Annotated in this window: 17 protein-coding genes and 2 pseudogenes; 2 read left to right on the top strand and 17 right to left on the bottom strand. The window is 74.4% G+C overall.

The features are described from left to right. Positions 1–3: 3 nt before the first annotated feature. Complete coding sequence (locus RLT57_RS28110) at positions 4–807, top strand: enoyl-CoA hydratase/isomerase family protein (RefSeq protein WP_311300051.1); 804 nt, start codon at positions 4–6, stop codon at positions 805–807. Between the two features lie 51 nt (positions 808–858). Beyond that, a complete protein-coding gene (locus tag RLT57_RS28105) occupies positions 859–1,671 on the top strand; it encodes a TylF/MycF/NovP-related O-methyltransferase (RefSeq protein WP_311300050.1) in 813 nt (270 codons plus the stop codon). A gap of 74 nt (positions 1,672–1,745) precedes the next feature. On the opposite strand, the gene RLT57_RS28100 is transcribed toward RLT57_RS28105, so the two are convergent. From RLT57_RS28100 to RLT57_RS28020, 17 genes and pseudogenes are all read right to left on the bottom strand, one after another. Further along, positions 1,746–2,768, bottom strand: coding sequence for a phosphotransferase family protein (locus tag RLT57_RS28100; protein ID WP_311300049.1), 1,023 nt, complete (start codon positions 2,766–2,768; stop codon positions 1,746–1,748). After that, a pseudogene (locus tag RLT57_RS28095) lies at positions 2,765–3,352 on the bottom strand (3-oxoacid CoA-transferase subunit B); the annotation flags it as partial. The gene RLT57_RS28100 and the pseudogene RLT57_RS28095, both read right to left, overlap by 4 nt. 162 nt (positions 3,353–3,514) lie before the next feature. Then, positions 3,515–4,276 (bottom strand): annotated as a pseudogene (locus RLT57_RS28090) (CoA transferase subunit A); the annotation flags it as partial. Positions 4,277–4,310: 34 nt separating this feature from the next. Continuing rightward, complete coding sequence (locus tag RLT57_RS28085) at positions 4,311–5,057, bottom strand: SDR family NAD(P)-dependent oxidoreductase (protein WP_311300048.1); 747 nt, start codon at positions 5,055–5,057, stop codon at positions 4,311–4,313. Further along, positions 5,054–6,238: an acyl-CoA dehydrogenase family protein gene (locus tag RLT57_RS28080; protein ID WP_311300047.1), complete on the bottom strand. Its 1,185-nt coding sequence runs from the start codon at positions 6,236–6,238 to the stop codon at positions 5,054–5,056. The genes RLT57_RS28085 and RLT57_RS28080 overlap by 4 nt, the downstream gene beginning before the upstream one ends. 4 nt (positions 6,239–6,242) lie before the next feature. Beyond that, positions 6,243–7,310 (bottom strand): MBL fold metallo-hydrolase, encoded by a 1,068-nt coding sequence (locus RLT57_RS28075; RefSeq protein ID WP_311300046.1) that lies wholly within the window; start codon positions 7,308–7,310, stop codon positions 6,243–6,245. After that, the gene (locus RLT57_RS28070; protein ID WP_311300045.1) at positions 7,307–8,332 is read right to left on the bottom strand and encodes an LLM class flavin-dependent oxidoreductase; all 1,026 of its coding nucleotides are present in this window, start codon (positions 8,330–8,332) and stop codon (positions 7,307–7,309) included. Before RLT57_RS28070 ends, RLT57_RS28075 begins: the two co-directional genes overlap by 4 nt. A 13-nt stretch (positions 8,333–8,345) precedes the next feature. Then, entirely contained in the window at positions 8,346–8,867 is a 522-nt protein-coding gene (locus RLT57_RS28065) for a Zn-ribbon domain-containing OB-fold protein (RefSeq protein WP_311300044.1), read from the bottom strand. Further along, positions 8,864–10,003: a thiolase family protein gene (locus RLT57_RS28060; protein ID WP_311300043.1), complete on the bottom strand. Its 1,140-nt coding sequence runs from the start codon at positions 10,001–10,003 to the stop codon at positions 8,864–8,866. The genes RLT57_RS28065 and RLT57_RS28060 overlap by 4 nt, the downstream gene beginning before the upstream one ends. After that, positions 10,003–10,509: a MaoC/PaaZ C-terminal domain-containing protein gene (locus RLT57_RS28055; protein WP_311300042.1), complete on the bottom strand. Its 507-nt coding sequence runs from the start codon at positions 10,507–10,509 to the stop codon at positions 10,003–10,005. The genes RLT57_RS28060 and RLT57_RS28055 overlap by 1 nt, the downstream gene beginning before the upstream one ends. Then, the gene (locus RLT57_RS28050; protein WP_311300041.1) at positions 10,506–10,952 is read right to left on the bottom strand and encodes an FAS1-like dehydratase domain-containing protein; all 447 of its coding nucleotides are present in this window, start codon (positions 10,950–10,952) and stop codon (positions 10,506–10,508) included. Before RLT57_RS28050 ends, RLT57_RS28055 begins: the two co-directional genes overlap by 4 nt. 4 nt (positions 10,953–10,956) lie before the next feature. Continuing rightward, positions 10,957–13,008, bottom strand: a complete 2,052-nt coding sequence (locus tag RLT57_RS28045; RefSeq protein WP_311300040.1) for an acetate--CoA ligase family protein — start codon at positions 13,006–13,008, stop codon at positions 10,957–10,959. 67 nt (positions 13,009–13,075) lie between these two features. Further along, positions 13,076–14,110, bottom strand: coding sequence for a cyclase family protein (locus RLT57_RS28040; protein ID WP_311300039.1), 1,035 nt, complete (start codon positions 14,108–14,110; stop codon positions 13,076–13,078). After that, positions 14,107–14,877: an ABC transporter ATP-binding protein gene (locus RLT57_RS28035; RefSeq protein WP_311300038.1), complete on the bottom strand. Its 771-nt coding sequence runs from the start codon at positions 14,875–14,877 to the stop codon at positions 14,107–14,109. The genes RLT57_RS28040 and RLT57_RS28035 overlap by 4 nt, the downstream gene beginning before the upstream one ends. After that, entirely contained in the window at positions 14,867–15,676 is an 810-nt protein-coding gene (locus RLT57_RS28030) for an ABC transporter ATP-binding protein (RefSeq protein ID WP_311300037.1), read from the bottom strand. The genes RLT57_RS28035 and RLT57_RS28030 overlap by 11 nt, the downstream gene beginning before the upstream one ends. After that, positions 15,673–16,743 (bottom strand): branched-chain amino acid ABC transporter permease, encoded by a 1,071-nt coding sequence (locus tag RLT57_RS28025; protein ID WP_311300036.1) that lies wholly within the window; start codon positions 16,741–16,743, stop codon positions 15,673–15,675. Before RLT57_RS28025 ends, RLT57_RS28030 begins: the two co-directional genes overlap by 4 nt. Beyond that, positions 16,740–17,606 carry a branched-chain amino acid ABC transporter permease gene (locus RLT57_RS28020; protein WP_311300035.1) on the bottom strand — a complete coding sequence of 289 codons (867 nt, stop codon included), beginning with the start codon at positions 17,604–17,606 and terminating at the stop codon, positions 16,740–16,742. The genes RLT57_RS28025 and RLT57_RS28020 overlap by 4 nt, the downstream gene beginning before the upstream one ends.

Here is a 17,606-nt window from a genome sequence, read left to right as displayed (position 1 = left end):
CGTGTGACCACAGACATCACGGAATTCCCGCAAGTCCCCTACAAAGAGCTGCGGGTGACCCGTTCGGGGCCGGTGCTGCGGGCCGAACTGAACAGCCCCGGCACCGGCAACGCGCTCACCGGCACCACACTGGACGAGCTGCTCGCCCTCCTCGACGGGCTGCGCGAGTCCCCCGAGGTGCGGGTGCTGGTCCTGTCCGGCGCGGGCGACGACTTCTGCGTCGGTGCCGACCGGGTCGACCTGGAGTCGGCGCTGGACACCGATCCGCGCGGCGCGCAGCTGCGCGGCCTCGGCGAGAAGGCCCGCCGGGTCTGCGAGGCGCTGGAGAACACCCACGCCGTCACCATCGCCCGGCTGCACGGCAGGGTGATCGGCGCCGGTGTCGGACTGGCCCTGTTCTGCGACCTGCGCGCCGCGGCGGACAGCAGCCGCTTCCGGCTGCCGGAACTGGCCCTCGGCCTCCCCCCGGCCTGGGGCGGGATGCTGCCCCGGCTGCTGGCGGAGGTGGGCGCCGCCAGGGTCCGGGAGCTGGTCATCACCGGCGCCACCTTCGACGCGTCCACCGCGTTCACGCTGTCGATCGTGCACCGGGTGGTACTGGCCGCCGAACTCGACACCACCGTCGAGAACTGGGTCAAACCGCTCGTCCGCCGCCCGCCCGAGGCGCTGCGGCTGGCCAAGCTCATGCTGAACGCCTACGCGAAGGCCGGCCGCTTCATGGACGGCACCCTCCTGGACTCCCACCTGTTCGCCACCGCGCTGGCGGCCCACCGCCGCACCGATCCGGAGGCGGGACCGCACCGGTGACTGTGGCGCACACCCATGCGGGGGTCGGCCAACCGGGGTAGTTTCCCCCCCATGGCCTGGAAACGAACTCTCAACGAACTTTTGACGAAGCTGACCGGCTACGAGCTGCGCAAGTCCAAGCCGCCGGTGCCGCGCCCCGCCGTCGCCGCCGCGGCGGCGGGCACCGCGCCGGCCGAGCCGCGTCCCCTCAAGCTGCCGGCCGACTACGACGAAGAGGCGCGCGAGGTCATCCAGGCGGTCCGCCCGTACACGATGACCTCGCCCGAACGGCTGAACGCCTTCATCCTGGCGGTCCGGTACGTCGTCAAGCACCGAATACCCGGCGCCGTGGTCGAGTGCGGGGTCTGGCGCGGGGGCAGCATGCAGGCCGCCGCCCGCACCCTGCTGTCGGTCGGCGACACCGGGCGGGACCTGTACCTGTTCGACACCTTCGAGGGCATGCCGCCGCCCACCGACCGGGACAGGAGGCGCGACGGGGAGAGCGCGGCGGACCTGCTGGCCCGCCAGGAGAGGGACCGCCCGATCTGGGCGGTCGCCGGTCTGGAGGACGTCCAGGAGGGCTTCTCGCACGTCCCGTACCCCAAGGAGCGCGTCCACTACGTCCAGGGCCTGGTCGAGGAGACCATCCCCGGCCGGGCGCCGGAGCAGATCGCGATCCTGCGGCTGGACACCGACTGGTATGCCTCGACCAAGCACGAGCTGGAGCACCTGTACCCGCGGCTGGCGCCCGGCGGTGTCCTGCTGATCGACGACTACGGCTGGTGGCAGGGCTCGCGGGAGGCGGTGGACGAGTTCCTGGAGAAGACCGGCGCGCGTCTGCTGCTGCTGCGCATGGACGAGGGCCGCGTCGCCGTCAAACCCTGAGCGCGGGCCCGCCCCGGTCCGCCGGCGCCCGGGGCCCCGGCCGCCCCCGGCCGCCGGCCCGGCCGGGCGCCCCCTCAGCCGGACGCCAGTGCCGCGAGGCCGGCCGCGGCCAGCCGGGGGACCGCCTCGCCCACCGTGTCGAAGCCGGGGCCGACCGTGAGGCCGCCCGTGTGGCGGGCGTGGATGCCCTCGGCGATGACCGCGATCTTGAAGTAGCCCAGGCCCAGGTAGAAGTCCAGGCGCCCCAGGTCGTGCCCGCTGGCGCGGGCGTACCGCTCGGCCAGCGCGGCGGCCGGCGGGTACCGGTCGCTCACCGACGCGGCGGATCCGGCCAGCACGGGTTCGAACGCGGGGTCACGGTAGACCAGGTGCAGGCCGAGGTCTGCCAGCGGGTCGCCGAGCGCGGCCATCTCCCAGTCGACCAGGGCCCGCACCCGGCCGGGGTCCTCGGGCGCGAGGATGGCGTTGTCGATCCTGACGTCGCCGTGTACGACCGAGGCCCCCGACTCGGCCGGGACGTCCGCCGCCAGGGCGGCGTGCAGCCGCCGGATGTCGGGGAGTTCGCGGGTGGCGACCCGGTGCCACTGGTCGTGCCAGCGGCGCACCTGTCGGCCGAGGTAGCCGGCCGGACGGCCGAAGCCGCCCAGGCCGACGTCCCGGTAGGGCACCGCGTGCAACGCGGCCATGGCGTCCACCAGGCCGTACGCGCGCTGTGCGGCCTGTTCCGGGGACAGGCGCGCCAGGTCCTCCCGGGTGCGGATCACCGTGCCGTCCACGTGGGCGACGACCGAGAAGGGCACGCCGAGCACAGCGGGGTCCTCGCACAGCGCCACCGTGCGGGCGACGGGCACCCCGGTGCCCTGGAGGGCGGCCACCACCCGGTACTCGCGGCCCATGTCGTGCGCGGACGGGGTGAGTCCGCCCAGTGGCGGGCGGCGCAGCACCCAGCAGGCGGTGCCGTCGGTGACGCGGTAGGTGAGGTTGGACCGGCCGCCGTGCAGCGGCTCGGCGCGGATCGGCCCGGCGGCCTCGGGCACCTGCCGGTCGAACCAGCGCTGGAGCGCGGGCAGGTCCAGGCCCTGGAGCACGGCGGTCACGACGGGTCCGCCGGCGCCCGCAGCGCCACGGTGAGGTCGGGGCCGGTCCTGGCCCGTACCTGCTCCTCGGTCACGCCGGGCGCCAATTCCCGCAGGACCAGGCCCTGTCCGGTGACGTCGAGGACGCACAGGTCGGTGATGATCCGGTGCACCACGCCCAGGCCGGTGATCGGCAGCGAGCAGGCGTCGACGATCTTGAGGCTGCCGTCCCTGGCGACGTGCTCCATGAGGACCACCACCCGCCGGGCGCCGGCCACCAGGTCCATGCCGCCGCCCATGCCCTTGATCATTCTGCCGGGGATCATCCAGTTCGCGATGTCCCCGGCGGCGGAGACCTGCATCGCGCCGAGGATCGCGGTGTCGATCCGGCCGCCCCTGATCATGCCGAAGCTGGCGGCGGAGTCGAAGATCGAGGCGCCGGGCCGGACCGTGACGGTGGCCTTGCCGGCGTTCACCAGGTCGGCGTCCTCCTCGCCCTCGTACGGGTACTGGCCGGTGCCCAGCACCCCGTTCTCCGACTGCAGCACGATCTCCACGTCGTCCGGCACGAACTCCGGTACCAGCGTGGGCAGGCCGATGCCCAGGTTGACGTAGTCGCCGTCGGACAGCTCGCGGGCGGCGCGGGCCGCCATCTGGCGCCGGGTCAGCCCGAGGCGTCCCGGCGGGGCGCCGTCCGCGGGTAGCGGTTCCGGCTCCGGCGGGCCGGCGGGCATCGGCTGTCCGCCGTCGGCGGGCGGCCTGCGGCTGCGGGTGGTCAGCTTCTCGATCCGCTTGTCCGCCGCCTGCCGCGGTGTCAGCGCCAGCACCCGGTGCACGTAGATCCCGGGCAGGTGCACCTGGGCCGGGTCGATCTCGCCGGGCTCGACCAGTTCCTCGACCTCCGCGACCGTCAGGCGGGCGGCCATGGCGGCGAGCGGGTTGAAGTTGCGGGCCGACTCGCGGAAGACCAGGTTGCCGTGCCGGTCGCCCCTCCAGGCCCGGACGAGTCCGAACTCGCAGGTGATCGCCTTCTCCAGGACGTACGTACGCTCCCGGCCGTCGAACGTGAACAGCGCGGTGTCCTTGGCCGGGCTGGCCAGGGCGACGCTTCCGTCGGCGGCGAACCGCCGAGGCAGGCCGCCTTCCGCGACCTGGCTGCCGACGCCGGTGGCGGTGTAGAAGGCGGGGATCCCGCAGCCGCCCGCCCGCAGCTTCTCCGCGAGGGTGCCCTGCGGCACCAGCTCCACCTCCAGTTCGCCCCTGAGGTACTGGCGCTCGAACTCCTTGTTCTCGCCCACGTAGCTGGCCACCATCCGGCGGATCCGCTTCTGCTTCAGCAGCAGTCCCAGTCCCCAGTCGTCGACCCCGCAGTTGTTGGAGACCGCCTCCAGGCCGGTCACCCCTTTCGCCAGCAGCCCCGCGATGAGGACGCTGGGGATGCCGCACAGGCCGAACCCCCCGACCGCGAGGGTGGCTCCGTCACCGATACCGTCGAGGGCCTCGGCGACACTGCTGACCACCTTGTCCATGGCGTTGAACCTCCTTGAGGCGGACCGCTGTCGGTCACGCGCGGTAGGGGCCGCCGCCGACCCGGTTGATGACCAGGTGCGGGATGACGGCCGACGGGGAGAGCGAGAGGACGAGGTCGACGGTCCGCACGATGTCCGCGACGGTGATCATCGAGCCCGGCGGGATCCGGTCGGCGACCCAGGCGCTCATGTCGGTGTCGACGTAGCCGGGCGAGATGGCCGAGGCGGTCACCCCGCGGGCCGCCTCCTCGGCGTTGACCGACCGTACGAGCGAGATCAGCGCCGCCTTGGAGGCGCCGTAGACGGCCAGACCCGGTTCGGGATGGACGCCCTCGATTGAGGTGAGGGCGACGATCCGGCCGCCGCGGGCGGGGTCGTCGCGCGCGCCGGCCCGCAGCAGCGGCAGCGCCCGGCCGACCAGCACGAACGGCGCCCGTACGTTGACCGCGAACTGCTTGTCGATCCGGCGCACCGGGTATCCGGCCAGCGGTCCGGCGGAGCCGACGCCGGCCGCCAGCACCAGCGCGTTCATCGACCCGTAGGCTGCTTCGTGCCGGTCGACGGCCGCGGCCAGGCACGCCTCGTCCGCCGCGTCGCCGGCCACGCTCTCCACCCGGCCGCCCAGGGAGCGCAGTTCGGCGCCGGCGGCGGCCAGCCGGGCGGGGTCGCGGGCGCAGAGGGTCAGCCCCCAGCCGCGGGCCGCGAGGGCGGAGGCGACGCCGAGGCCGATGCCGCGCGAGCCGCCGGTGATCAACGCGCTGGGCCGGCCGGCCGTGGTCACCGGGCCCCCTGCGCCCGGCGGGCGGCGCGGCGGGCGAGCGCCCAGCGGTGGGTCTCGGAGGGGCCGTCGTAGATCCGGAACGGCCGCACCTCGCGGTGGATCCGGGCCAGCGGCAGGTCCTCGCTGACGCCGAGGCCGCCGCAGATCTGCACCGACCGGTCGACGATCCGGCCGACCGCCTCCGACACGAAGGTCTTCGCGATGGAGGTCGAGTCGGCGCTCGGCGCCCCGGTGTCCAGGTCCCAGCAGGCCCGCAGGATCAGCGCGCGGCAGGCCGCGAGGTCGATCTCGGAGTCGGCGACCATCTGCTGGGCCATGCCCAGGTCGGCGAGCCGGGTGGTGAACATCCCGCGCCCGACCGCGTAGCCCACCGCGACCTCGTGGGCCCGGCGGGCGGCGCCCAGCCAGCGCATGCAGTGGGTGGTGCGGGCCGGTCCCAGCCGGACCTGGGCGAACGAGAAGCCCTGGTCGGCCGCGCCGAGCACGGCCGCGTCCGGGACCGTACAGCGGTCGAAGCGCACCTCGCAGTGGCCGCCGGCCATGCTGCGGTCCATCGTCGGGATGTGGCGCTCGATCCGCACCCCGGGGTTGTCCGCGTCGACCAGGAACATCGTCGCGCCGCCCGCGTCCCCGGGCGCGCCGCAGGTGCGGGCCATCACGATGAGGAAGGCGGCTCCGTCGGCGCCGGTGATGAACCGCTTGCGGCCGTCGATGCGCCAGCCGCCGCCGGCCCGGACGGCCGTGGTGGCCAGCGCCCTCGGGTCGGAGCCGGCACCGGGGGCCGGTTCGGTCATCGCGAACGCCGAGCGGATCTCACCGCGGGCCAGCGGGCCGAGGTAGCGGTGCTTCTGCTCCTCGTCGGCGACTTCGGCGAGCAGGTGGAGGTTGCCCTCGTCGGGCGCCGCGCAGTTGACCGCGATCGGGCCGAACAGGGAGTAGCCGGCCTCCTCGAAGACCGGTGCCCGCTCGACCATGCCCAGGCCGTGTCCGCCGTATTCGGCGGGCAGTTGGGGCCCGAAGACCCCGGCGGCCTTGGCTGCGGCCTGCAGTTCGGTACGCCACCGGTCGCCGTCCGGTGCCGCGCCCGCGTGCCGGTCCTCTGCCGGGAGGACCACCTCGGCAACGAACGCCCGGGTCCTGGCGGCGAGTTCGGTGGTGGCGGGTGCGTAGCTGAGATCCATGGGGTCAGTCCTCCCCGGTCGTCGGCCGGTGCGGGCCGGCTGGCTCGTAGTACCGGACGCCGAGCCGGTCGGCCGTGGTGAGCAGACCGTCCTCGACCAGTACGTCGAGGTGCACGGCCGTCTCCAGCACCGCCAGGGTCCGGTTGCCCGGGTCGAGTTGGGCGAAGGTCCGGTTGTGGCGGGTCCACGGCAGCAGCGTGGCGACGGTGTTGGCCGTGGTGGCGCCCGCCCGGTCGCGGACGACGTCCAGGGCGGCGCGCAGCCGGCGGTCGTGGTGGGCGAGCAGTTCGTCGACCCGGTCGTGGAAGCCGGCGGTGACCGGACCGTGTCCGGGCAGCAGCCGCATCTCGGGCAGGGTCTTCGTCAGCCGCAGCGAGCGCAGGTAGTCGCGCAGCGGCAGCGCGGCGGGTTCGGGCTCCACCGACAGCGAAGGGGTGATGTGCGGCAGCACGTGGTCGCCGGCGAAGAGCAGCCCGTGCCGGTGGTCGGCGAAGACCACGTGGCCGCGGGTGTGCCCGGGGGTGGCGACGACGGCCAGCTCGCGCTCCCGCAGCGCCACCGTGCCGGGGGCGGTCAGCCAGTCGTCGGGGTCGGCCCATTCGGCGAGGTCCGGGCGGGGGGCCGGGCGGGCGGCGCGGTCGGCGAGGTCGGTTGCGCCGTGGGCGCGCAGCCGGGCGGCGCGGGTGGCCTGGGCGCTGCCGTCGCGGACGGCCCGCAGGTAGTGCCGTTCGCCGGCGCCGAGCGCCAGGGCGGAGCCGTAGCGGCGGCGCAGCCTGGTCGCCAGCGTGTAGTGGTCGCGGTGGGCGTGCGTGACCAGGACCCGGGTGATCGCCTCGCCGCTGAAGCCGAGCTGTTTCAGGCGCAGTTCGAGTTCGGTGACGGCCGCGTCGAGCGCCCATCCGGAGTCGACCAGGACGAGCTGTCCGCCGTCCACGACCACGTAGACGTTGACCGCCCGCAGACCGTCGTTCGGCAGCGGCAGCGGGATCCGGAAGACGCCGTCGGCGACCTCGTACAGGCCGGGCAGCGTCCAGTCGTGCCTGCTGGTCGCGCTGCCGGCGCCGCCGCTCACGCGAACCTCGGCAGGACGGTCGCGGCGAGCTGCCCGATGCTGTCGAGCAGGCTGTCGGAGGTGACGGACTGGGCCGGTATCTGGAGGGCGACCTCGTCCACCCCCCGCTCGGCCCACGCGGTGCGGCGGGCGGCGAGCCGGTCGGCGACCTGCGCCGGGGTGCCGTGCACCACGAAGTGGTCCAGCATGCCGTCGGGGATCAGCGGGGCGAGTTCCGCGAAGCCCGCCCCGCCGTTGTTGAACCGGTCGACCAACTCGTCGGCCACCGCGCCGTACCCGGCGCTGCCGGCGACGTCCCGGTAGCTGGGGGTGGCGAAGTAGAAGGCCAGTTGTTCGGCCGCCCGCCGCCGGGCGAGCTCCGCGTCAAAGTCGACGCTGAGCGGGCACCAGACCACCAGCCGGAAACCGGGCGCCCGGTCCGGCGCGGCCGCGATCGCGGGCAGCACCACGTCGTCGAGGTAGCGCGGCCCGCCGGCCAGCGGGTGCAGCACGACGCCGTCGCAGCTGTCCGCGACGGCGCGGAGCATCCGCGGGTGCAGGCCGCCGCCGTACACCTTCAGGCCGGCGCGTGAGGCGGGGGTGCCCGCCAACTGCACGCGCGGCACGTCGATGTCGTAGAAGGGCCCCTGGTAGCGGGCCCGGCCGTCGCCGGCCCAGATCGCCCGCAGCGCCCGCACGTAGTCGGCCATCCGGGCCGCGGGGTGGTCGAAGTCCACCCCGTACCAGCGGCGTTGGCCGCGGGTGCCGGCGCCGAGGCCCAGGCTGAACCGGCCGCCGGACAGCTCGTAGGCGTCGGCGGCCAGTCCGGCCGCCGCCAGCGGCTGCCGGGCGAAGGCGAAGCTGATACCGGTGCCGGCGGCGAGCGTACGGGTGGCGCCCAGCAGCACGCTGGCCCGCAGCACCGCGTCCCGGCCGGGCGACTCGGTGGTCCACAGCCGGTACAGGCCGGCCTTCTCGCTCTCCTGGGCCGCTTCCGGCAGGCGGTCGCTCACCGGGCCGGGCAGTACGACGGACAGCTGCATCGGATCAGTCCTCTCAGTGGTCGGTGCGCGCGGGCGGGGCGGCGGGCGCGGGTTCGCCGGCGGGCGCGGGCGGCTCGGCGGACGCGGGTTCGCCGGCCCCGGGGGCGCTCTCGGCGGCGGGCCGCCAGAACGGCAGCACGACGCCCTCCGCGGCCGGCACGTACTCGGTCTCCATCGGCATGCCCTGGGCCGGCCGGGCCGGCGGGCGGACGCAGCGGCCGAGCAGCCGGATGGCGGGGTCCTGGTCGAGGGCGACGATGACGACGGTGTACGGCGTCAGGTCCGCGTATCCGCGCAGCCGGGTGCGGTGGACCACGGTCCAGGAGAAGAGCCGGCCGCGGCCCGGCACCTGCGTCCAGTCGGTGATGTCGGCCCGGCAGGTGCGGCACACCGGCCGCGGCGGCCAGTTCAGATGCCCCTCGGCGCACCGGGGCAGCAGCAGCCGGCCCAGCCGGCAGCCTGCCCAGAACGGGGCGAAGTCCGGCTCGTCGACGTTGGGCAGCGGGGTGCCGGGGGGCGGCACGAGGGCGCTCACCTGGTACCTCCGAGGATCGCCAGCGAGCCGTCGCCCCAGTCGCCCCAGCCGGTCACCGCGATGTGACGGGCCTTTGCCAGCTGGGCGGCGCCCGCCTCGCCACGCAGCTGCCGGACGGCCTCGATGACGTGGTTGAGGCCGCCGAGATGGCCCTCGGCGAGCAGGCCGCCGTGGGTGTTGAGCGGGAGCGCGCCGTCCGGTTCCAGCGCGCCCGACGCCACGAACCGGCCGCCCTCCCCCGGCGGGCAGAACCCGGCCGCTTCGAGCTGGTGGATCACCTCGAAGGAGAAGCAGTCGTAGACCATGGCCGCGTCCATGTCCCGCGGCCCGAGCCCGGCGCTCTCGTAGGCGGCCGGGGCCGCGTGGGACAGCCCCACCCGCTGCCAGTCCTGGCGGTTGGTCAGGTCGTCCGGGCTCTCCGGCCGCGCGGTCTCCACCGCCAGCAGCCGTACCGCCCGCGGGCCGGCACGCAGCGCATGCTCCTCGTCGGTGACCAGCACGGCGGCGGCGCCGTCGGTCTCCAGGCAGCAGTCGTAGAGCTGGTACGGCTCGGCGATCATCGGCGCCCGCCGGTAGTCCTCGTACGACAGTGGCCGGCCGAAGCGCATCGCCCGCGGGTTGAGCTGCGCGTAGCGGTTGGCGGCCAGCGCGACCGCGGCCAGCTGCCGCTTGGTGGTGCCGTACTCCAGCATGTGGCGCCGGCAGATCATCGCGTACCACTCGGCGGGGGTGCTCCAGCCGTGCGGGTGCTCCAGCTGCCGGCGGAACTGGGGGCCCGGCAGTTCGCCGACCCGCTGGTCGATGCGTTTGGCGGAGGACCCGTTCCTGGCCAGGATGACCAGGACGACGGTGGCCCGGCCGGCCTCGATCAGGGCGGTGGCCAGCCGCAGCGCGGTGACCGCGGCGTTGCCGCCGGGCGGCGGCGTCGCGTCGGTGAGCTGGAGCGGCAGCCCGAGCGCGGCGATCAGGTCCTCGGTGAACAGCGAGCCGCCCAGCGGGATCACCCCGTCGACGTCCTCGGCCGTCAGTCCGGCGTCCCGCAGTGCCGCCCGGCCGGCCGCGGCGGCCAGCGCCTGGACCGACCGGCCGCTGCGCCGGGAGTAGGCGGATTCCCCCACGCCTGTCACCGCGACCATCAGCCGGCCTCCGGCGATTCGACGACGGCCGGCCGGGGCGGGTTGGCCGGCGCCTCGGCGGGGTCCCAGCCGCCCGGCAGGTCGAGCGTCGCGGTGCCGGAGGTGGCCGGCGTGCCGCGGCCGTCGCGGATCTCCAGCTCGACCCGCAGGACGCAGCCGTCGGGGCCGGTCTCCGCGGCGACCGCGTGCGCCAAACAGGTCAGCGTGTCGTTGCAGTACACCGGCCGGTGGTGGCGGTAGGAGATGCCGGTCAGCGAACCGCCGCGCGGGTCGGCGTAGTCGAACAGCATCTGGCCGAGGTACGAGCCCTGGAGCGGGCCGTGCACCAGCACGCCGTCGTAGCCCTCGCTGCGGGCGTAGCGCTGGTCGAAGTGGATCCGGTGGGTCAGCCAGGTCACCGCGCTGTACATGAACAGGTCGACCTCGTCGGGCCGCCAGGTGCGGGAGACCAGCAGGGTGCGGGCGATCTGCGGGGCCGGCTCGGAGTCCGGCGCGCCGGCCGTCACCGGCCGATCCTGACGAGCGTCTCGGCGACGACGAGCCGGTCGTCGACGAAGTAGGTTTTGGAGTACGTGAAGAGGGTCAGCGGCCCGCTGCGGCCGGTCTTGCGCTGCTCGCTCCGCAGCTCCTGGTGGGCCGAGACCTCGTCGCCGGCGACGATGGGCCCGTACCAGCGGACGCTGGTCTCGCCCGCCACCACCCGGCCGGTGAGCTCGTCCTCCAGCGGCATGCCGTCCGCGCGCAACCGGTCGGAGGTGGTGAGCCGGCCCATCGACATGCCGACGGTGGTGAAGAAGAACGGCGGTGCCACCAGGTCGCGGAAGCCGCGCCGGCGGGCGGTCGCCACGTCGTGGTGGATCGGGTTGAGGGTGCCGAGTGTGACCGCGAACCGGCGGATCGCCTCGCGGGTGATCAGGGTCGCCGGGGCGCCGGGAACGGTGGTGTCCATGAGCTCACGCCTCCCTTGCCACGAGGAGGGCGTCGACGACGGCGGCGCGGTCGGCGGCGACCATCATCGGGTTGACCTCGATGTCGCGGTACGCGTCGAGCGGCGCCGTGTCGAACGCGGCGCACAGCCTGGCCACCGCCTCGGCCGCGGCCCGGAATCCGGGTGCCTGCGGTGGCAGCGGAAGGTGCCGGCCGAGGAGCTCCATGATCCGCGCCTCCCCGGCGGGCAGCAGGACGGTGCCGGCCGCGGTCCCGGCGCCGGCCGCGACGCCGCCGAGCGCGACGGTGAGGAACGACCCGAGCGCGGAGCGGGTGAGGCCGACCAGCAGCTCGGTGCCGGTCGCCATCTCCTCCACCAGGTAGCCGGCCAGCGCCGAGGCGGGGATGCCGTGCTCCTTGAAGGTCTCCTCGAACCCCTTGACCGCGGCCTCGACCGCTGCCCGGTCCTCGCAGCCGACCACGACCAGGCCCAGGCGCGCCTTGTGGGCCACGCCCGCCACGTCCGCCTTGACGACGTAGGGGCCGGTCAGCCGCAGTGTCGCCGCGCCGGCCTCCTCGGCGGAGCCGCAGACCTCGCCGGCGACGACCGGCAGCCCGAGTGCGGCCAGCACCCGGCGGCCCTCGATCTCGCCGGTGACCGCGGCGGCCGGAGCCACCGGTCCGGCGGCGGGCTCGGCGTGGCCGGCGGCCGGGCGGTGGTCGGGGAAGAGCCGGGACAGCGCCCGGATGGTGTTCTCCAGGCCGCGCACGACGGCGACCCCGGGGTTGGCGCGGCGGGTCTCCAGCACCCAGTCCGTCCAGGGGACGTTGACCAGCGCGGAGATCACCGTGGGGGTGCCGGTCCGGCGCGCGGTGCGGACGGCGAGCGAGATCGAGTCCCGGTGCACCTGCCGTCCCGGCGAGTCGTCGGGGAAGATCACCGACCAGGGCGAGAGCGTGAAGCCCACGGTCGGGTCGCTCCAGACGGCCTCGAATATCTCGTCGGTGGTCGTCCTCGCGCCGGGGCGGCCGACCAGGTCGAAGGGGTTCTCGATGAACGAGCCCGACGCGGCCGAGGCCCGCAGCAGCGTCATGGTGTCGCCGGTCAGCCGGGCCAGCTTCATCCGGTCGCGCTGGGCGAGGTCGCCGGCGATCGCCGCCTGCCCGCCGGAGCTGCCGATGACGGCGACGCCGTCGCCGCGGTCGCGGCGGACCAGCGGCGCCAGGACCGCGACGCGGGCCATCTCCTCCAGCGAGTCCACGCGCAGCACGCCGAAGGAGCTGAGGAAGGCGTCGATCTCGGCGTCGTCCCCGGCGACGCTCGCGGTGTGCGAGTACGCGATCTTGGTGGCGACCGCGGACCGGCCGGCCTTGAGCATGACCACCGCCACGTTCTCGTCCCTGGCCCGGGTGAGCGCGGCCCGCAGCCGGGGGATGTCCTCGCCGAGCGTCTCGGCGTAGACGATGAGCGAGCGGGTGGTGCCGCGCTCGCAGACGTAGTCGATGGCGCGGGCCACGTCGAACCGCGCGGCGTTGCCGAGCGAGGCGCACCAGTCGAACGAGCCGCCGTCCTCGACGACCGCGGCCATCAGGGTGGACAGCAGGGCGCCGCTCTGCGACACGATGCTGATCGCGCCGGGTTCGGTGACGGCCGGGATCGGCTCGGCGATCAGCCGCAGGTCGCGCCGGAAGTCGGCGAAGCCGACGCAGTTCGGCCCGTAGAGGCGGGTGCCGTCCTGGCAGGCGTCGACCAGCTGCCGTTGCAGGGCGGCGCCGGGGCCGTCGGGGCCGCGCTCGGCGAAGCCGTCGGAGACCACGACGATGTCGGCGACGCCGAGGCCGACGGCCTCCCGGACGATGTCCGGGCAGCGGTGGGCGGCCACCGCCACCACGACCGCGTCGATCACGCCGTCGATCCGGGACAGCGAGGCGAAGGCGGGGACGCCGCCCACCGTCTCGTAGTTCGGGTTGACCGGCCAGACCTGGCCGGTGTAGCCGGACTGGCCGACGTTGCTGCGTACGTGGCCCGACCAGAAGTTGTGGTCGGAGGCGCCGACGACCGCGATGCCGTGCTTCATGGGGGTGTTCCTTTCGACGGTACGGGCCGGGAGGGCACGGCCCGCGGCGGGAGTCCTCGGGGGACCCTCAGACGACGGCCATGGCGTTGGCCGGCGAGCCGACACCGCCCGGCAGGTTGAGCGGGACCGCGACGAAGAGGAAGTCGTACGCGCCGGCCGCCCGGCAGGCGGCGGCCAGCTCGCCGAGGGTGAACAGCTCGCCCAGCGCGAAGCCGAGGCAGGGGATGAGCCGGCGGTGCAGCGAGCCGAGCCAGGGCTCGCCGGGCGAGTACTCGACGGCGGGGTTGTCGGCGACGACGGCGGACACGCCGGAGTCCCACAGGTAGCGGCTCATGTCCTCGCCGCCCGACAGCCCGGCCCAGCGGCGGCTGTCGACGTCCTCGTAGAGGCGCGCGTGGGCCGTACGGTCGTCGGTGTCCATGGCCAGGTAGCGGTCCATCCAGCCGGTGCGCAGGCACAGGATGTCGCCGGGTACCAGCTCGGTGCCCTGGCGGGCGAGCGCCGCCTTGAGGTGGTCGGTTTCGATCCGGAACCGGTCGAACGGGTCGTAGCCGGGCTCGTCGGCCAGCTCGGCGGCGATGTCGACCAGGACGCCCCTGCCGACGATGCCGGACGCCCAGTTCTGGATGCCGAGCCGGGTGGGGTGCTGGTCCGGGTCGCCCTGCCAGCCGCCGTAGAAGCCGTCCTCGCGGGCCCGGACGTGCCGCAGGCTGTCCCACTGGCTGGACGCCTGGAGGTACAGGCCGTCGAGCCGGTCGTCCCAGGTGTTGCGCCCGGTGGGGAAGACCTCGTGCCGGACCGGGCGGCGCTTGAACAGCGGCGGGTCGGGGAGGGTGACGGGCAGGCTGAGCGCGATCCGGCGGCCGGACCGGGGCCGGGCCAGCGCGGCGGCCACGGTGGGCCCGTCGAGCAGGTTGACGGTCCCCGACTCGTCGTCCGGGCCGTAGACGTCCCAGGCGTGGGGCAGTCCGGAGCCGGGCAGCCGGGGCAGCCGGTCGAACGGCGGCCGGGCGGTCCCGGGCGGGGCGGGTGCGGGCGGGGCCGGTTCCGGTCCGGCCGGCCCGGACGCGGGCGATGCGGATGCTGACGCCGATGGGGTCACCGTGGCACCTCGTTCCTGTCGTTGTCGTTCTGAGCGGGGCGGCCGGCCGCCGGGATGGCACCGCCCTCGACGATGTAGCGCTGCCACTGCTCGCGGTTCTCGGTCACCTCGCGGGAGGTACCGCCGTAGACGACCCGGCCGACCTCGAAGATGTAGACCCGGCTGCAGAACCCCAGGGCGAAGCTGACGCTCTGCTCGGCGAGCACGATCGCCATGTCACCGCCGCCGAGCCGGACCAGCGACTCCCGCAGCTGTTCGGTCACCACGGGGGCCAGGCCCTCGGTGGGTTCGTCCAGCAGCAGCACCCGCGGCCGGGTGGCCAGCGCCCGGCCGATCGCCAGTACCTGCTGCTCGCCGCCGGACAGGTTGCCGGCGTCCCGCGCCAGCAGGGGCTCCAGCAGCGGGAACTCCGCGACGACCTGGTCGAGCACCTGGGCCGGGTTGCCGCGGGCGGCGACCTGGATGTTCTCCCGGACCGACATGCTCTTGAAGACCCGGCGGGTGTCGGGGACCCAGGCGATGCCGAGCCGGCTGATCTCCGGGGTCCGCATCCGGACCACGTCCCGGCCGTCCACCCGGACCCGGCCGCTGCGGCGGACCGCGACACCCATGACCGACAGCAGCGTGGTGGTCTTGCCGGCGCCGTTGCGGCCGAGCAGCGCGACCCGCTCGCCGGGCCGGACCTGGAGGGACACCCCGAAGAGCGCCTGCGTCTTGCCGTAGTGGGCGTCGAGGCCGTCCACGTCGAGCAGTGGCTCACTCGCCATCGGACTCTCCCAGATAGGTGCTGATGGTCTCCGGGTGGCGCAGGACGTCCACGACCGGTCCGGCGACCCGGCCGCGGCCGCCGACCAGCAGCAGCGCCCGGTCGGCGAGCTGCCGGACCACGTTCATGTCGTGCGCGGTCAGCACGATGCTCAGATCGGGCTGGTCCCGGCGCAGCTGCCGGATCAGCGTGATCATCCGGTCGATGTCCTCGGTGCTCAGGCCGGCGGTCGGCTCGTCGAGCAGGACGACCTTCGCGGGCCGCACCAGCACCCGGGCGATGTCGAGCCGTTTGCGGTCGCTCTCGCTGATGCCGGCGCAGGGACGGTCGGCGTGGGCGCCCAGTCCGGCGCGCTCCAGCGCGGAGTCGACGCCGGCCCGCTCGGCGGCCGAGATCCGCAGCGCCCCGCGCAGTCCGAACGCGCGGGAGCTGGCGCCGAGCAGGGACAGCACGATGTTCTGCCGCACGGTGTAGGTGTCGAAGACCTTGGCCACCTGGAAGCTGCGCAGCAGCCCCATGCGGGCGATGGCGTGGGCGCTGCGGCGGGTGATGTCGGTGCCGCCGAGCACGATCCGCCCCTCGGTGGCGCGCTGTTGGCCGCCGATGACCTCGAAGAGGGTGGACTTTCCGGCGCCGTTCGCGCCGAGCAGCGCGAGCAGTTCGCCGGGCGCGACGCCGAAGGACACCCGGTCGACGGCCCGTATCGGGCCGAACCGCTTGCTGACGCCGGTCAGTTCGAGTTGGGCGCCGGGCATGGTGAAGCCTTCCGCGTGCTCGGCCGCGGTGGTTGCGGCGCTCATGACGGGTCCCCTTCCGCGTCGTCGCGGGGCTGTCGCGGGCGCCCGCGCCGGTCCCGGCGCGCGCCGGCGCCGCGGGCCCCTTGGACGGCGAGGCCGGTCAGGCCGTCGGGGGCGAACAGCACCACGGCGAGGAAGGCGAGCCCGGTCCAGAGCAGGACGTTCTGGCCGCCGTCGGCCAGGCGCTGCTGGCCCCAGATGTAGATCACCGCGCCGAGCGGCGCGCCGACGAACCAGGGGGTGCCGCCGAGCAGGCACATCACGATCACGGTTCCCGAGACGCTGAAGTCCAGCAGGTCGGGGGTGACGCTCAGCTGGACCTGGGCCAGCAGCCCGCCGGCCACGCCGCCGAAGAAGCCGGCCACCGCGAAGGCGGTCATCCGGGCCCGCACCACCGGGACGCCGGTGGCCTCGGCCAGTACCGGGTTGTCCCGCAGGCCGCGCAGGGTGGCGCCGAACTGGCTGCGCTCCAGGGCCGCGAGCAGGGCCAGGCAGACGCCGACGACGAGGAAGACATACCACCACAGGTGCCGCTGGAGTGTCAGGTCGAGGCCGAAGAGCCGGCCGGGGACGATCCCGGGCAGGCCGTTCTCGCCGCCGAAGGTGTGCACCTTGTAGGTGAGCTGGTTCAGTACCTGGCCGCTGGCGAGGGTCACCATGGCGAAGCCGATTCCGGTGGTGCGCAGCATCGCGGTGGACACCGCCAGGCAGACCAGGGCCGCCGCGCAGCCGGCGAGCAGCACCGCCTGCAGGCCGCTGACGGGGATCCGGCCGAGCAGCGCGACGGTGTACGCGCCGGTGCCGAAGGCCGCCGCCTGGCCGAAGGTGAACACCCCGGCGACGGCGAAGACGAACTTGGTGCCGGCCGCGAACAGCACGTAGGTGGCGGCGATCTCCCAGACGAACAGGCCGGAGGAGCTACGCCCCTGGTAGAGCACCAGTGCCAGCAGCACGCAGCACACCAGCGGGGTCGCGGTGAGCGCGGGCCGGGTCCAGCGGCCGCGGTGGCCGGGCGGCCGCGGTGCGGGGCGGACCCGCGCCGGGCGGACCGGCGTCATGTGCTTCTTCATGCCGTGATCGCCTCTCTGCGTCGGATGAGCAGGCCCGCGGCGAGGCCGATGTACGTGCCGAAGGCCAGCAGGTCCGGCACGTAGCTGGAGAGCAGGCTGTTGAAGACGCCGAGCCCGAGGGCGGCGAGGAGTGCGCCGCGCAGTGAACCGGGCCGGCCGAGGATGATCACGGCGAAGCTCAGGATCAGGTACGTCTGCGCCAGCGAGATGTCGATGGACGAGACGGGCGCGAGCAGGCTGCCGGCGATCCCGGCCAGGAAGCCGCTGAGCGCGAAGGCGGTCAGCCCCATCCGGTCGGCCCGGATGCCGAGCGCCTCGGCCATCTCCCGGTCGTCGGCGACCGCGCGCAGCAGGCGGCCCAGCCGGCTGCGTTTGAGCAGCAGCCACAGCCCGACCGCGACGACGGCGCCGACGACGGCTTCGGCGATGCTGTAGCGGCTGATCACCGTGCCGAGCAGGTGCACCGGTCCGGTGACGCCCCTGGGCGGCTGCTGGGACAGCGGCACCAGGCCCCAGATGAGCTGGGCGGCGCCCTGGGCGGCGAACAGGATGGCGAAGGAGGCGAGCAGCCCGACGATGTGGGGTTTGGCGTACAGCCGCCGGAACACCCCCACCTCGATGACGGCCGCCAGAACCGCGACGCACAGTCCGCAGAGCAGGGCGGCGAGCAGGAAGGCGTACCAGCTCACCGCTTTCGCCCCGAGAAACTGGCTGAGCAGGAACGCGCCCACCATGAACAGGGCTCCGTGGGCGAAGTTCAGCACCCGCATCGTCCCGTAGACGATGGTCAGCCCGCTCGCCACCAGGAAGATGGGTACCGCGGTCAGGATGCCGTTCAGCAGTGCTCCGACGAGGGTGGACAC

The sequence above is a fragment of the Streptomyces sp. ITFR-21 genome (assembly GCF_031844685.1).
Lineage (GTDB): Bacteria > Actinomycetota > Actinomycetes > Streptomycetales > Streptomycetaceae > Actinacidiphila.
The sequence above is the reverse complement of the archived record's forward strand: the minus strand, read 5'-3'. Positions and strand labels throughout refer to the sequence as shown.